Below are 14,168 nucleotides of genomic sequence, written 5' to 3' on the forward strand. Positions count from 1 at the left end.
CTTGGGGGAGCCGGTGAATTTTCTGGTAACTGCGATCGGGTCGATGTCAGCTGCAGCCGTTGTAGCTTCGCTGCGCTCTTTGCCTGGTGCCTATGTGGTCGGTTGCAACTCCCTTCCCTTTAGTTGGACAGCACAGGCAGCTCGGGTAGATTCCTTTCATGAGGTCCCACAGGCATGCGATGAGACTGATTATATCTCTGCGTTGACACTCGTCTGCCGATCTCTCGCTATCGATTGGGTTATCCCTCTAACTGATATTGAAATTGACGTGCTGGATAGAAATAGGCTGGCATTTGCTGCGTGCGGAGCGCAGCTTTGTATGTCCTCCAGTGCCGCGTTGCGGATCAGTCGTGATAAATGGGCGCTCTATGAGCACTTTTTTGCGGATTCGCGTGTGGCAATAATTCCAACCAAATTGATGGACAGGGAAAGGTCCATGCCATCGTTTCCTTTGATTGCCAAGCCGAGGCGCGGGCGTAGTAGCGAAGGTGTGGTTCGAATTGACAACGAATTCGATGTTGCCCAGCTCTTGCGTAGGACCTGCGCAAGGGACTATATAATCCAGCCTCTCATCGACGGTCATGTAGTGGTGGTCGACGTGGTAAGGCAGCAGACAAGCGGGCTTGCTGTTGCGATAGGGCGACGTGAGCTGCAGAGGACCGTGAACGGCGCGGGTCTGGTTGTAGAAATGGGGTCCGCTCCTGAACATATCGAAGCTGCAAAATACGTGGTGGACACGCTTGGCGTGAATGGTTGTGTGAATGTCGAATTCATCGTTGATCGCGAAGGTCGTTTTTTTTTGATGGATGTCAATCCTAGATTTTCTGCCGGTGTCGCGTTCACTAAGATGATGGGTTATGACATGGTCGCCAATCACATTCGCTGCTTCAGTGGCGGATCTATTGATGGCGAAATCGTGGTTCGGAAGGTGATATATTGTCGCGAATATGTCGAAGTTGACGGCGGCTTTGCCGGGGGTTGATATGTCACTGAATGGGCTTGATAAGAACTCTATTTCTGCGGATTGGGATGAAAAGTGGGTTGCGATATTTGACAAGTATCAAGCGGATCTGCGTCATGCTTACTACATTCGTGCGCTTCTTGCCCGGAAAGATCAATCTGTTCTTGAATTGGCTGCGGGTAGTTTTCGTGATATGGCGATGCTGCGACGATCGGGTATAGAGTGCAGTGGGATGGATTTTTCTGCGGAATCGGTTGCCCGTGCACGACATGTTTTTCCAGGTTTCACCAGTTCAATTTTTCATGCGAGTGCGTTTGAGTTGCCTTTTCTCGACAAGCATTTCGATGTTACTTACCATAACGGGTTCTGGGTACTATTCGATGATGCCCAGATTAAAGAGTTGGCTGCCGAGCAAGCTCGCGTGACGCGTGGACGTATGATTGCTACGGTTCATAATGGACACAATGCGCAGTTTGTGGAGTATTTTTCGCGAATGAAGCAGCGTGATTCTCTTTATGATATTCGTTTTTTTTCTGTAGCTGAAATAACCGATCTGATGTCTTCGGTCTGCGAGGATGTAGTCGTTATTCCTGTTGGAAAGTATAAACGCAGGCATGAGGATTTTTTGATCCGTACCGGATTGGGCCACCCGGCATTGATTCGCACATATTTGCGTGCATCGGGTCACCGGCTTTTAGATCGAAGTGAAAGGCTGCTTTGCATTGGCAGGCCGCGTTGAAAATTTGAAGTTCGGCGAGCCATGTGTTTCCGGCATTTAGTTGTCTGGCGGCAGCATCGTTTTGGGGTCAGATACGAGCATTTATTCTATGATCGATTACGGTTTGCGTGAGGTTGATCAATGGTGGAGGTGAGCTCCATAGAGCCATTGGCGCACCGGGCGGCTCGTGCGACATGGTGGAGTGCCGTGGAGATTGCGTTCCGATATTCGGCGCAGTTCGTGGTTACGGTTTGTCTGGCGCGGATCCTAGTGCCAAGCGACTTCGGTTTGGTTGCTATTCTTTTGGCTTTCACGACTATTTGCGGTGTGTTGGTGAATGGAGGTTTTGGGCTGGCGTTGGTGCAGAGCAAAATCATCAACGCCGATGACGAGGCCACGGTGTTCTGCGCATCGCTGCTCGTGTCTGTTGTATTGTTTTGGCTGCTTTGGATAGCGTCGCCGTGGCTTGCTAGGTTTTATTCGCAACCAGTGCTTGAGCCGCTAGCCCGGCTGTTGCTCTTGGTGGTCCCGCTCGGAGCGTTGGCTATTGTTCCTGACGCACTACTGACGCGGCGCTTGGACTTCAGGTCGAGAGCGAAAATTGAATTGGTGGCCTCGACATCCTCAGGGCTGGTAGCGATCATCCTGGCCCAGAAGGGCGCTGGTGCGGCTGCTCTAGTGTTGCAGGCACTTATGGCGACGCTGGCGCGAGTCCTGCTACTTTGGGTGAGCGTGGGCTGGCGGCCAGCTGTGCGCTTTCGCGCGTCTTCATTTAAAGGATTGTTCAGATTTGGCGGTTACATGATGGCGGCCAATCTCATGAGTATGGTCTCCGTGCGGCTGCAGCTGCTAACGCTGGGGCATTTTTTTGCGCCGCAAGTCGTCGGCCAGTACACTCTCGCCCAGAGCATCCAAGAGGCGCCTGCCCAGTTCATGGCCGGGGTAATGAATCGCGTTGGGCTGCCAATCTTTGCTTCGGCACGAGAGGTTGAAGGCGCACTGCAAAGTGCAATGCGACTGTCGTTGCGGGCTAGTATGTTGGTGTTCGCGCCCTGCATGCTGGGTCTGGCGGCTGTTTCTGACGCGGTGATTGCCATGATTTTCGGCGATAAATGGCTGCCTGCCGCACCGCTGCTCTCGCTGCTGGCGCTGGCGGCAGCATTGTGGCCCCTGCATCTGGTTAATCTAGCTGCGCTTGGAGCTATCGGGCGCGCCGATATTGTATTTAAGCTGGAAATCGTGAAGGTTGCAGTTTCATTGCCGGTGCTAGTGCTTGGCAGCTTTTTTGGCGCACTGGCGATGGCTACTGCTGTCGTTATCTCTGGAGTGCTTTGCGTGTTCATTAATGGCTGGCAATCCAAGCGGCTACTTGGGTACGGAATTTCTGCGCAGGTGCGCGATTGCTACGGTGTGTTTGTGCTGGCCGCCGCGGTCTGCGTGCTGGCGAGGGCGGGTATGATGATCTGGGGCAAGGGGCCAGTTGGGCTTGGTTCGTCGGTCATATTCGCTGCGAGCATTTATGTGGGCGTCGCCGCTTCAGCCAAGCTTGCCGCCTGGAAGGCTGGAGTATATTTCCTGAGGAAAGTGCTGGCCAGGGACTCTCGATGAGCCAGTACCTGATAACCGTTTGCGTTGTTACCTACAATCAGGCGGAATTGATCGAGAGGTGTCTGCGCAGTATTTTGGATCAGATCGTAGATGCGGATGTTCAAGTACTGGTTGGTGATGACGCGTCTACAGACGGCACGCCGATTGTGATTGGGGCGCTGCTGGGCGAGTACCAGCACCGTATTCAGTACTTCAGGAGGCCAGAAAATATCGGGGCCTTCGCAAACATGTGTGACCTCTTGGACAGTGCTCATGGGGATTTTCTGGCCAGGGTAGATGGTGATGACTATTGGTTGCCTGGAAAGTTGCAGCGGCAGATCGAGTATCTAACGGCCCATCCAGAAAGTCCTGCTGTTTACACCAATGCGATGGTTGTAGATATGCATGAGCGGCCTCTCGGGCGTTTCACGGATTACGTTGGTGATTCAATCGATCTTCGTACGCTAATCTCCCGTGGAAATGTTCTTAACAACAGTTCGGTGCTGTTTCGCGCCTCGTTCAAAAAGAGCTGGATTGAAAGGCAGCAGCAGATAGATTTCCAGGTGCATTTAAGGTTGGCATGTTTCGGGCCCTTAGGGCACATCGCAGAGCCGCTTACTGCATACAGAGTAGGAAACGCGGCATCAATGGTTGTTGATATGAATGGGCGGGTTCGCGAGCTCTATTGGCAGGCGATATTGAGCGTGCCGCGCGATCTGATTGAGGTAGCGGATCGGGATCGGGCAGTTGCCGACTTCTTGCGAAGGGTCTTCTTCCGTAGTATCCGTAGTGGGGATTGGGCCATGTTTGGGTATTGGCTCGGCCGGGTGCGGCTTGAGGCTAGGATCAGCTGGCCAAAGGTATTGTCATCAATAGGGCGGGTTGGCTCAAAATCGATTGTTGGCAGTTTGAGGTCCGTCCGCAGCCGGGTTCTTTATCCGCATTGACTAGAGGGTGGTATGGCGCTGCAGCTTTCCAAGGTTATTCCTTATTTTTTTGCGGGATGGATTCCTGGTGGGCGGCGTTATTGCGTGCTCTGCGGCAAAAATGTTTGGCGCTTCATGCCCTATCGTCATGGTAGTTCGGATGTGCCGGCGCTTATCAGGGTGCTCGACGTTATTGGTAGTGACCCTGAGCAGTTTGAGTGTCCCAGATGTGGGGCTCATGACAGAGAGCGCCATCTGTTGATGTATCTGCGCGAGTTGCAGATGCTAATCTGGATGGAAGGGAAATCAGTCCTCCACTTTGCGCCGGAGAAAAAGCTGTCCCGCGTTTTCGAGGGTGTGGGCATGGCCAACTATGTAAAATGTGATCTCTATCCTGGGCGCGCCGACGTCCGTCGTATTGATATGTTGCACATCGACTTTGAGGATGAAAGTTTTGATATGGTTGTAGCCAATCATGTTCTTGAGCATGTGGCTGATGCGGACATCGCGCTTGCGGAGGTGTACAGGGTGCTCAGGCCGGGTGGATTTGCGCTTCTGCAGACGCCGTATAGCGCTAAGTTACACAAGAGTTGGGAGGATGCCGGTATTGTGGATGCGGATGCAAGGCTCCAAGCATATGGACAGGCAGATCATGTTCGGCTGTTTGGGCGAGATGTGTTCGTTCGCTTCGCACAGAGCGGATTACAACCGGCTGTTCGCGATCATTCTGAAGTTCTGGGTAAGTATGATCCAATAGTACACGGTGTGAATCCGGCTGAACCGCTGTTTTTATTCAAAAAGCCTGTTTTTGAGAGCGCACAGCTGAGGCCTAGTGCAGCTGAGGTAGGCCATGGCGCATCAGTAGTTTTAGTTTCTGTGGGAATAGAGTGAAGTCTGTAAAATAGGCGATCGCAGATTGCCTGGATTCTTGTATCTGTCGACGTTGTTTGACCCAGAGAGGTAGTTTCCGGAGCGTGTGACGAATTACTTCGGCGTATATTGCATGCCATGGGCGTGTGTTACGCTTGATTGCGACCATTACACCTCCTTCAATACATAACAACAGAATATGTGCCACTAGCAATGGCCAAACTAGTATTGTCGGTGTGCAGATCACCATGGTCGCGGTCTTGTTACGTTCACTCAGCATTCGGCGACGGTAGGTCGAGCTCAAGCCACCTTTGCCCGCTCGGTTGCCTCCAAAGCTAGCCCCTTGTCTGTGACGATATCCACTGCTGCCTAAGGCAATTACTGGTCGCCCTGATAGCCTTGCTAGGCGGCACAGAAAAATGTCTTCCGCTATGGAGTTCATCCATGGCGGGAATCCACCCAGCTCCTTCCAAGTAGCGCTAGCCATGAACATGCATGCTCCGATGACATAGGCCACGCTTTGGCACTCCGGATCGAGATTTGGCACGGGGTTATAAAACGGGTCCAGCAGGCAGCCACGATCAACCAGGCTACCGGAGTCCCAGTCGTACTGTGGAAGTGTCAGGATCGCGGACGATAGGCCGCTCTCAGAAGCTTGTATCAGGGTGCTCAGAGCATCCGGAAGTAGCGCGGCATCGTTGTTTAGCAGAAGGATGTATTTCCCTCGCGCAACAGCCGCCATTCTGTTGTTGGCAACGCAGAATCCAACATTTTCATTGGAGGCAATAAGCGTGATCGCAGGATATCGTGCCCGGATCCATTCCGCGGAGCCATCGGTGGAGGCATCATCATGAACAATTATTTCGAAGGCTAGCGGAGGCTGCTGATCCAATAAGGACTGTATGCAATCTGGCAATAGTTTTACGCCGTTATAGTTGGCAATACAGATAGAACAGGTGGGTGTGGGCAGAGTATTCAAGAGTGAGTATCTCTAAACCAGTTCCATGTTGCCCGTAAGCCATCGCTAATCTCAGTGTTCGCCGACCACCCGAGGGCATTGGCTGTTTTTTTCCCACTCACAATCGTGGACGGAGAGTCTATCTTGCGCTCTGGCATGTAATCCCGTTTGATGCGGGCATGGGTGATTGATTCAATTATCTCCAACAGGGTGTTCAGGGAGGTGCTGGATCCGCTGCAAGCGTTATAGATATTGAAGCCTGGCTTGGCGGCACCAGCAAGGATCTTGATCAATAGTCCGATAAGATCATCGATGAAAAGGTAGTCGCGGGTGAAAGACCCGTCACCCCAGATTTTGACGGTCTCGCTGTTACACAAGCTGTTGAAAATGGAGGGGATAATTCCAAACCCTTGGCGAAAGGGTTGTCCTGGTCCATAGATGTTCGATGGACGCAAGATCGTTGCTGAGCCGTTAAACTGATGCACCCACGCCTCGATAAGATGCTCAGCGGCGATTTTTGCGGCGCCGTGATAAGATCTGCTATAGACGGGGGAATCTTCGTCGCTGGTGCCCGCGTTTCGTCTGTATGAAATAGCTCCTGCTGATGACATATGTATTAATGGAATTTGTGGCACTGATTGCAGTGCATTCAGAAGGATCGCAAGCGGTCGCAGATTTTGCTCAATTTCCAAGATTGGATTATCTGCTGAACTACCTGGTGTGGATGCTGACGCTAGGTTGACAACAGCAATAACTTCGCGAAGTACGGGCACGAGCTTTGCTGGATGCTGCAGAAGACCTATGTTACTGATAGCAGTTCCATAAGCTCCTGGGGGCAAAGGGTGCCGAGTTGCCACGATGACGCGGGTATTTTTCGTTGAAAGCACGTTGAGTAGATTTTGTCCGACGAAGCCGCCTGCGCCTATGACAAGTATTGCGCCGGGCATTGTTTATTTCTCCAGAAGACTGCGGTATATCGATATATAGCGCTGCGCACAATCATTCCAAGTGCCAAAACTATGCTTTGCGTGGCTTCGGCCAGCAGCGCCATAGCTGGAATTGAATTCGCTTCGTTCCAATAGGGTTATTGCTTCCGAAAATTCACAAGATTCGTTGCAGAGTAACCCCGAAACACGATCTTCAATCAGGTCTGAATGTGCGGCAAGCTTCGATGCAATTATCGGAAGGCCCGCCGCCATCGCTTCCAGCAACACTTGTGGCCGCCCTTCAGCGTGGCGGCTGAGCGTGATTAGGCCAATAGCTTGTGGGAACCAAGTGTGCAGTAGTGCTTCCGGTGTGGCGGCACCGTGGTAGTGAACCCAATCTGGAGTCTTGATCTGCTCCTGCATTGGGCCAAATAGGTGGAGTTGTCTGTCACTGGTTTTGAAAAGGTGTTCGCACCATTCGAACAACGGTCCAAGCTTGTCGGAGGTTAATCGGGTGACCACTAGCCAGCGAGGAGGAAGCGCCGGGGCACGGCTTATCTGATACCAATCAGCAGCGATACCGAAAGGTACGGTTTCCACGTTTGCGATATCACCGAAAGCATCACGTAGCGGTGCCGCCATCCATTCTGCGTTTGGACAGATGGTAACGGCCCTTCCCCTCAATGCTCGGCGTATCGCGTGTCGTATCAATGGCACCTTAAGCAGGTGCATGTCGTTTCCCAATACGGTGATCAGCGCAGGCTTTCCATCATTTGGAAGCGCGATGGCACATTGCAGCCAGTTCACATGATACAGCGCGGTGGTCGCGCGTTTATACGCCATCCTCAGCATCCACAATAACTTTGCTGAGGAAGCTATTCCGGTGATAGGGTCGGAGCGCAAGAGATGAGAAATTCCCCCGCGTTGCATTAGAGAGTCTAGCCACTGTGCATCGTCGGCAGTGGTTGCACTTTCTGCATTCAAGATTGGTTGCCCCGGGGGGGCCCATACGTTCAGGGAAATCTCGTCTCTTAGCGCAAGTGCATCGCAAATGTGCCGCATGAAAACTCCTCGCCAATCTGCTTCATCACGAGGATAGGAGGTGCTCACAAACAAGACATCTAACGGCGCTTCGTTGGGCAAAGCCTGTGGATTCTTACTTTTCACTGTAGGTCAGCGATGTGATTTGTTCCGAAATTAGCCCTATGAGAAACACGATAACAGAGGCGCTAAAGAGCAACGTGCTCATGTTCGTGAGCCGATGCATGGTGGCGAATGTATAGGCGTAGTACCCCATGCCTGTAGCGAAAAATACTAGCCCGATAGGCGCAAACAGCTTCAAGGGCGAATACAACGTCGCGATCTTGAATATGATCAGCAAAAACCGAATGCCGTCCTTAATAGGCCGGATATGACTGCCGTTGCCTACCCGCTTGGCCACCGGGATGGGTACGTACGCCACCGGGTAGGCGCTGCGGAAGAATGCCATGGTGCTGGTGGTCGGGTAGCTGAAGCCGTTCGGCAGCAGGTGCAGGAACTCCCGGAACTTGTCTGCCCGCACGGCGCGGAAGCCCGAGGTCAGGTCGTGGATCTTGTGGCCGGTCATATGGCTGGCCAAGCGGTTGTAGAAGGCATTGGCCAGCCCTCGGTGCACGTTGGCCTGGCCACTGCTGTCACGGGCGCCCACCACCATGTCGTAGCCGTCTTCCAGCTTGGCGAGCAACTGCGCGATATGGCTGGCGCTGTGTTGGCCATCGGCGTCCATGAACACCAGTGTCTGTCCAGTAGCGGCACGGGCCCCGCGCTTGATCGCAGCGCCATTGCCCATCGAATATGGGCTGCTCAGGACACTGACGCCGTGTTCGCGGGCGATTGCCGCGGTCTGGTCCGTTGAGCCGTCGTCTACAACGATGATCTCTGCAGCCGGATACGCTGCCCGTAAGGCAGGCAGTGTCCGCTTCAGCCCCTCAGCCTCGTTCTTTGCAGGCAGGATGATGCTCAGTTCACGCACGTTTGATTACCCGTAGTTCTCCCCATCAGCATAGTAGCTGGGTTGGTGTCCTTGGTGCGGACGGACTGCCCGTTTATAGAGGCTTGAGGTAATCTGGGGGCCTGCTTTCAGGGGATGCCTCAATGAACGTTGCCACCGCAAACTTGGTCGGAATCACCGGCATTGCCCGCCGTCTGGTTCAGGACGGGGCCTTGGATGAGGCCGTTGCCCGTACCGCGATGGCCCAGGCCGGGGATGCCAAGGTGCCGTTGGCCCAATGGCTGGCTGACAAGAAGCTGGTGAGCGCTGCGCATATGGCGGCAGCCAACGCGATGGAATTCGGCATGCCGTTGCTGGATGTGTCGGTGTTCGACACCAACCAGAGCGCGATGAAGCTGGTCAGTGAGGAGTTATTGCGCAGACATCATGTGTTGCCGCTGTTCAAGCGCGGCGGCAAATTGTTCGTCGGCACCAGCAATCCGACCCAGCAACTGGATGAAATCAAGTTCCAGACCAACTTGGTGGTCGAGCCTATCCTGGTCGATGAGGAGCAGATCCGCCGCACCTTGGATCTGTGGTTGGCCAGCAATGATTCGCTGAGTGACGGCCTTGGCGGCGACGATGAAGGCATGGGCGACCTGGACGTCTCCGCCGGCGACGAGGATATGGGCGGCGGCGGCGATACCGGTGTTGATGCCAAGGGTGACGACACGCCGGTCGTGAAATTCGTCAACAAGGCGTTGGTGGATGCGATCCGCAAGGGAGCCTCGGATATCCACTTCGAGCCCTACGAGGACGATTACCGGGTCCGTTTCCGTATTGACGGTCTGCTCAAGACCGTGGCCAAGGCGCCGGTCAAGCTGAATCAGCGTATTGCCGCTCGCCTCAAGGTCATGTCGCAGCTGGACATCGCGGAGAAGCGCGTGCCGCAGGATGGGCGTATCAAGCTCAATCTGTCCAAGAGCAAGCAGATCGACTTCCGTGTCAGTACTTTGCCGACCTTGTTCGGTGAAAAGATCGTGCTGCGTATCCTTGATGCCAGTGCGGCCAAGCTGGGTATCGACAAGCTTGGCTATGAGCCTGACCAGCAGAAGTTGTTCCTGGAGGCGATCCACAAGCCTTATGGCATGGTGCTGGTTACCGGCCCGACTGGTTCAGGTAAAACGGTGTCGCTGTATACCGCGCTGGGCATCCTTAATGACGATACCCGCAATATCTCCACGGCTGAGGATCCGGTGGAAATCCGTCTACCCGGCGTCAATCAGGTGCAGCAGAACAATAAGCGCGGCATGACCTTTGCGGTGGCGTTGCGTTCGTTCCTGAGACAGGATCCGGACATCATCATGGTCGGCGAAATCCGTGACCTTGAGACTGCGGAAATCGCGATCAAGGCTGCACAGACCGGCCACATGGTGCTATCCACGCTGCATACCAACGATGCGCCGCAGACCATTGCGCGTTTGATGAACATGGGTATCGCGCCGTACAACATCACTTCTTCGGTGACATTGGTGATTGCCCAGCGTCTGGCACGGCGACTGTGCAGTAACTGCAAGCGTCCGCAGCAGTTGCCGGAGAATGCGCTGCTCGCTGAGGGCTATACCGCCGAGCAGATCGCCAAGGGCGTGCAGCTGTTTGAAGCGGTGGGGTGTGATGAGTGCACTGAAGGCTACAAGGGCCGTACCGGTATCTATCAGGTGATGCCGATGACCGACGACATCGCGTCGATCGTCCTGCAGGGCGGCAATGCGATGGATATCGCTGAGGCCGCACAGAAGATAGGTATCAATGATCTGCGTCAGTCGGCATTGTTGAAGGCGGCGCAGGGCACCACCAGTCTGGCCGAGATCAATCGCGTCACCAAGGACTAAGCCACGCGTAGTGTGTAGTGCCGAGCCATGCTCGGCAGAGGCCTTCCTCGTAGTGCCTAGCCGAGCATGGCTCGGCTCTACGGGTGGGCTTTCCTGGCAATGTCCAGCCGAGCATGGCTCGGCTCTACCTGGTTCTTTTGGGGCTGTTTTATTCCATGCCCAGCTTTTTCAGCTTGTAGCGCAGGGCACGAAAAGTGATTCCGAGCTGGGCGGCGGTTTTGGTCTTGTTCCAGCGGTTCTCTTCCAGCGCCTTCTGGATCACCGTGCGCTCCATCTGCTCGATGTAAGAAGGCAGGGCGGCGCTGGCAGGGTCGATGTCGACAACGGCTTCCTGGACGGTGGCAACAGCTGCAGGGGTTTCGTTGCTGGGAGCACGCGGCACCGCACTTTGCGGCTGCGGCAGGCGCAGGTCGCTGGCGTCGATGCGGTCGCTGTCGGCCAGCGCCAACGAACGCTCGAGGATGTTCTCCAGCTCACGGACGTTGCCGGGAAAGGAATAGGCATCCAGCGCTTCAAGTGCCGAAGCTGCCAGTTGTGGCGGCTTCTGGCCTTGTGACTGTGCCAAACGATTCAGGATGGTGCTGGCTAGCTGCGGCAGGTCGCCGCGGCGCTCGCGCAGCGGTGGCACGCGCAGTTCAATGACATTGATACGGTAGTACAGGTCGTGGCGGAAGCGCCCATCCTGCACCAAGGTGCTCAGGTCTTTATGGGTGGCCGAAAGGATGCGCACGTCCACGGTGACTTCGGTGGCCGCGCCTACCGGGCGCACTGATTTTTCCTGGATTGCCCGCAACAGCTTGACCTGCATCTGCAGTGGCAGCTCGGCCACTTCATCGAGGAACAAGGTGCCGCCATTGGCTGCCTGGAACAGGCCGGGCTTGTCGGCATGGGCGCCGGTGAAGCTGCCCTTGCGATGGCCGAAGAACTCGCTTTCCATGAGTTCACTGGGGATGGCACCACAGTTGACCGGGATGAATGGCCCGGCCGCACGTGCGCCCTGATCGTGGATGGTGCGGGCTACCAGTTCCTTGCCGACGCCGGATTCGCCCAGGATGTACACCGGCGCCTGGCTGCGCGCGACCTTGCCGATGGTGGCGCGCAGCTCGTCCATTGCCGGCGAACTGCCAAGCAGGCGGGTGGCGTTTTCCGGCGGCGGTGGGGTGCTGGGGCGGGCTTCGTTGTTCAGTTCGATGGCGTGCCGCACCAGGCCGCGCAGCACATTGATGTCCACCGGCTTGCTGACGAAATCGAAGGCGCCGGCTTTCAGGGCTTCCACGGCCAGATCCATGCTGCCAAAGGCAGTGATCATCGCCACCGGAGTGGCCGGGTGGTCGCGGGTGATCTCGGTGACCAGCTCGATGCCGTTGCCGTCAGGCAGGCGCATGTCGGTCAGGCATAGGTCGAAATGGTTGCTGGCCAGCAGTTCCCGGGCCTCGGCGAGGTTTGCGGCGGTGCTGATCCGTAGGCCCATCCGGCCAAGGGTAAGGACCAGCAGCTCACGGATGTCGCGTTCGTCATCGACGATCAGGGCGCTATGTGTTGCGTTCATGAATGGAACGATAGCCGAGGTAGAGGCATGTCTACAAACGATTGCATCGAAAATTGGCTCATTGGCGCTGGCCGCGGGCGAATGCGGTTTTCGGGGTGCTCAGGGTCAACCGGAAACAGGCGCCGCCAGCGGGAATGGACACGTAGTCCAACTGGGCTTGATTGGCCCGGCAAAGCTCGCGGGCGATGTACAGGCCAAGCCCGGTGCCGTGCTCGGAGGTGGTGTAGAACGGCCGGAACAGCTGGGTGGCAATGGCGTCGGGAATGCCCGGGCCGCGGTCCATGATGTCGATCACCGCATTGCGCTCGGCCGAGGCGACCCGGATGCGGATACGCGCCGGTTCATCGGCCATCCGGCCGTATTTGAGGGCGTTATGGACCAGTGCGGTCAATACCTGATGCAGGTGCCGGGGGTCCATCATCGCCACCACCGAGGGCTCACGGATCACCGCTTCCAGACTGTCGTTTTCCAGCGACAGGGTCTGCCGGTACTCGATCACGAAGCGGCGCACGAAGGCGGCCAGGTCGAGGTTTTCCGGGTTGGCCCGTTCGCGTCGGGCCAGTGCCAGCACACTCTCGACGATGCCGTTGGTGCGCTGGCATTGTTGGTGGATGATCTGCAGCAGGCGCCGGTCAGCCTCACCAATGTCTTCGGACTCCTCCAGTAGCTGGGTGGCGTAGTTGATTGCCGCCAGCGGGTTGCGGATTTCATGGGCCAGGCTGGCGGAGAAGCGGCCAAGGGTGGACAGGGTCAGCGACTCGGCTCGGCGCGAGACCACGGTGGTGTCGTCCAGGAAGATCAGTGACATGTCGCTGTCGGCCAGCAGGCGGGCGAAGCGCGGTAGTACTTCGGCCTGCTCCGGGGCCAACTGCAACGGTTGTTCGTCCTCGTGCCAGCCATTGCGCCAGCGTTGCAGGCGTCGCGCCAGTTCCGGCGAAGCAATGTTCAAGGCGACACGCTCGGTGGCCAGTGCGCCTTCCATGTCGCCGAGCAGGGCGGTCGCCGCTTCATTGGCAAGGGTGATCTGGCCGTTGGTATCCACCACCAGTACGCCGGTACGCATGCGGCGGATGATCAGCTCGTTCACTTCGAACAGATTGGCTACTTCGACGCCGCGTTGATCAGCCAACTGCTGGGTGCGGCGAGTACGGCTGCCGATCTGGTAGGCAATGAAGGTCAGCGCCAGGTAGCTGGTGACGAACATCGCCAGTTCGGCCAGGGTGCGGGTGTTCTGGCTGCCTTCCAGCATCTGCCAGATGTACTCGGCAATGCTGGCAGCGCAGGCCAACAGGGCGATCAGCATTGCCCGCGACAGCGGCAACAGAAGGCCAGCGGCGGCAATGTTGAACAGCAGCGACATTGAGATGCCAGCGCTGGCGCCGGGCAGGGCGTGGCTGAGCAGGGTGGCGGCGGCAATATCGATGACCACGCTGCCAATCACGATGCGCTGCAACCAGCGCTCGTTGCGGCCCCAAATAAGCAGCGCTGTCGAAATCAGCAGGTAGGAAATGGAGACCGATTGCGCCAGTAATGGTTGATGCGCGTCGCCAACCATGGAGGTCAGCGGCCCGAACACGAGCGCGCTCAGCAGTGCGGCGACCAGGACCCGATACAACGCAAAAAAGTACAGCTCGCGCGTTGGGATGGATTCGAGGCGGTCGATGATCGACGAACTGGGGGCCAAGCCGGATCTCCTATCCAAGCGTAATCGCGTCAGTATAGGTGCGCCGACGGCCCTGCGGGGGAGTCCCTGACATACTTGTCAATCACTGGCAAGTTGCTGAATTAGCGGGTAAAACCGTGCCGGTTCTG

At 56.1% G+C, this 14,168-nt stretch carries 12 protein-coding genes; 6 read left to right on the forward strand and 6 right to left on the reverse strand.

The genetic code is table 11. The annotated features are described in order from the left end of the window. Positions 1-13 precede the first annotated feature (13 nt). The 5 genes from ACVOMB_RS11570 to ACVOMB_RS11590 all read left to right on the forward strand — a co-directional run bounded on the left by ACVOMB_RS11570 (position 14) and on the right by ACVOMB_RS11590 (position 5,083). Positions 14-982, forward strand: a complete 969-nt coding sequence (locus tag ACVOMB_RS11570) for an ATP-grasp domain-containing protein (RefSeq protein WP_481531309.1) — start codon at positions 14-16, stop codon at positions 980-982. Next, positions 948-1,700: a class I SAM-dependent methyltransferase gene (locus ACVOMB_RS11575; RefSeq protein WP_481531310.1), complete on the forward strand. Its 753-nt coding sequence runs from the start codon at positions 948-950 to the stop codon at positions 1,698-1,700. The genes ACVOMB_RS11570 and ACVOMB_RS11575 overlap by 35 nt, the downstream gene beginning before the upstream one ends. Before the next feature lie 186 nt (positions 1,701-1,886). Then, entirely contained in the window at positions 1,887-3,287 is a 1,401-nt protein-coding gene (locus tag ACVOMB_RS11580; RefSeq protein WP_481531311.1) for a lipopolysaccharide biosynthesis protein, read from the forward strand. Next, positions 3,284-4,213 carry a glycosyltransferase family 2 protein gene (locus tag ACVOMB_RS11585; protein WP_481531312.1) on the forward strand — a complete coding sequence of 310 codons (930 nt, stop codon included), beginning with the start codon at positions 3,284-3,286 and terminating at the stop codon, positions 4,211-4,213. The genes ACVOMB_RS11580 and ACVOMB_RS11585 overlap by 4 nt, the downstream gene beginning before the upstream one ends. A gap of 12 nt (positions 4,214-4,225) precedes the next feature. After that, positions 4,226-5,083 (forward strand): class I SAM-dependent methyltransferase, encoded by an 858-nt coding sequence (locus ACVOMB_RS11590; RefSeq protein ID WP_481531313.1) that lies wholly within the window; start codon positions 4,226-4,228, stop codon positions 5,081-5,083. Here the strand turns inward: ACVOMB_RS11590 and ACVOMB_RS11595 are convergent. The 4 genes from ACVOMB_RS11595 to ACVOMB_RS11610 all read right to left on the reverse strand — a co-directional run bounded on the left by ACVOMB_RS11595 (position 5,022) and on the right by ACVOMB_RS11610 (position 8,957). Further along, positions 5,022-6,041 (reverse strand): glycosyltransferase family 2 protein, encoded by a 1,020-nt coding sequence (locus tag ACVOMB_RS11595; protein ID WP_481531314.1) that lies wholly within the window; start codon positions 6,039-6,041, stop codon positions 5,022-5,024. The genes ACVOMB_RS11590 and ACVOMB_RS11595 overlap by 62 nt on opposite strands. Continuing rightward, positions 6,038-6,967, reverse strand: coding sequence for an NAD-dependent epimerase/dehydratase family protein (locus ACVOMB_RS11600; RefSeq protein ID WP_481531315.1), 930 nt, complete (start codon positions 6,965-6,967; stop codon positions 6,038-6,040). Before ACVOMB_RS11600 ends, ACVOMB_RS11595 begins: the two co-directional genes overlap by 4 nt. Positions 6,968-6,970: 3 nt before the next feature. Next, positions 6,971-7,789, reverse strand: a complete 819-nt coding sequence (locus tag ACVOMB_RS11605) for a glycosyltransferase (protein WP_481531316.1) — start codon at positions 7,787-7,789, stop codon at positions 6,971-6,973. Between the two features lie 313 nt (positions 7,790-8,102). After that, positions 8,103-8,957: a glycosyltransferase family 2 protein gene (locus tag ACVOMB_RS11610; protein ID WP_481531317.1), complete on the reverse strand. Its 855-nt coding sequence runs from the start codon at positions 8,955-8,957 to the stop codon at positions 8,103-8,105. Between the two features lie 122 nt (positions 8,958-9,079). Between ACVOMB_RS11610 and pilB the strand changes: the two genes are divergently transcribed. After that, positions 9,080-10,807 (forward strand): type IV-A pilus assembly ATPase PilB, encoded by a 1,728-nt coding sequence (gene pilB / locus ACVOMB_RS11615; RefSeq protein ID WP_481531318.1) that lies wholly within the window; start codon positions 9,080-9,082, stop codon positions 10,805-10,807. A gap of 148 nt (positions 10,808-10,955) precedes the next feature. Here pilB and ACVOMB_RS11620 read toward each other — a convergent pair whose 3' ends face one another. Both ACVOMB_RS11620 and ACVOMB_RS11625 read right to left on the reverse strand, forming a co-directional pair. Next, positions 10,956-12,356: a sigma-54-dependent transcriptional regulator gene (locus tag ACVOMB_RS11620; protein ID WP_481531319.1), complete on the reverse strand. Its 1,401-nt coding sequence runs from the start codon at positions 12,354-12,356 to the stop codon at positions 10,956-10,958. Positions 12,357-12,414: 58 nt separating this feature from the next. Next, a complete protein-coding gene (locus tag ACVOMB_RS11625; protein WP_481531320.1) occupies positions 12,415-14,040 on the reverse strand; it encodes a sensor histidine kinase in 1,626 nt (541 codons plus the stop codon). Between the last annotated feature and the right edge of the window lie 128 nt (positions 14,041-14,168).

It is taken from the genome of Stenotrophomonas sp. STEN018 (assembly GCF_056760235.1).

Coding starts and splice junctions, on each gene's coding strand:
- ACVOMB_RS11575 (WP_481531310.1), top strand. CDS start 948: ATGTCGAAGTTGACGGCGGCTTTGCCGGGGGTTGATATGTCACTGAAT.
- ACVOMB_RS11585 (WP_481531312.1), top strand. CDS start 3,284: ATGAGCCAGTACCTGATAACCGTTTGCGTTGTTACCTACAATCAGGCG.
- ACVOMB_RS11590 (WP_481531313.1), top strand. CDS start 4,226: ATGGCGCTGCAGCTTTCCAAGGTTATTCCTTATTTTTTTGCGGGATGG.
- ACVOMB_RS11600 (WP_481531315.1), bottom strand. CDS start 6,967: ATGCCCGGCGCAATACTTGTCATAGGCGCAGGCGGCTTCGTCGGACAA.
- ACVOMB_RS11605 (WP_481531316.1), bottom strand. CDS start 7,789: ATGGCGTATAAACGCGCGACCACCGCGCTGTATCATGTGAACTGGCTG.
- pilB (WP_481531318.1), top strand. CDS start 9,080: ATGAACGTTGCCACCGCAAACTTGGTCGGAATCACCGGCATTGCCCGC.
- ACVOMB_RS11620 (WP_481531319.1), bottom strand. CDS start 12,356: ATGAACGCAACACATAGCGCCCTGATCGTCGATGACGAACGCGACATC.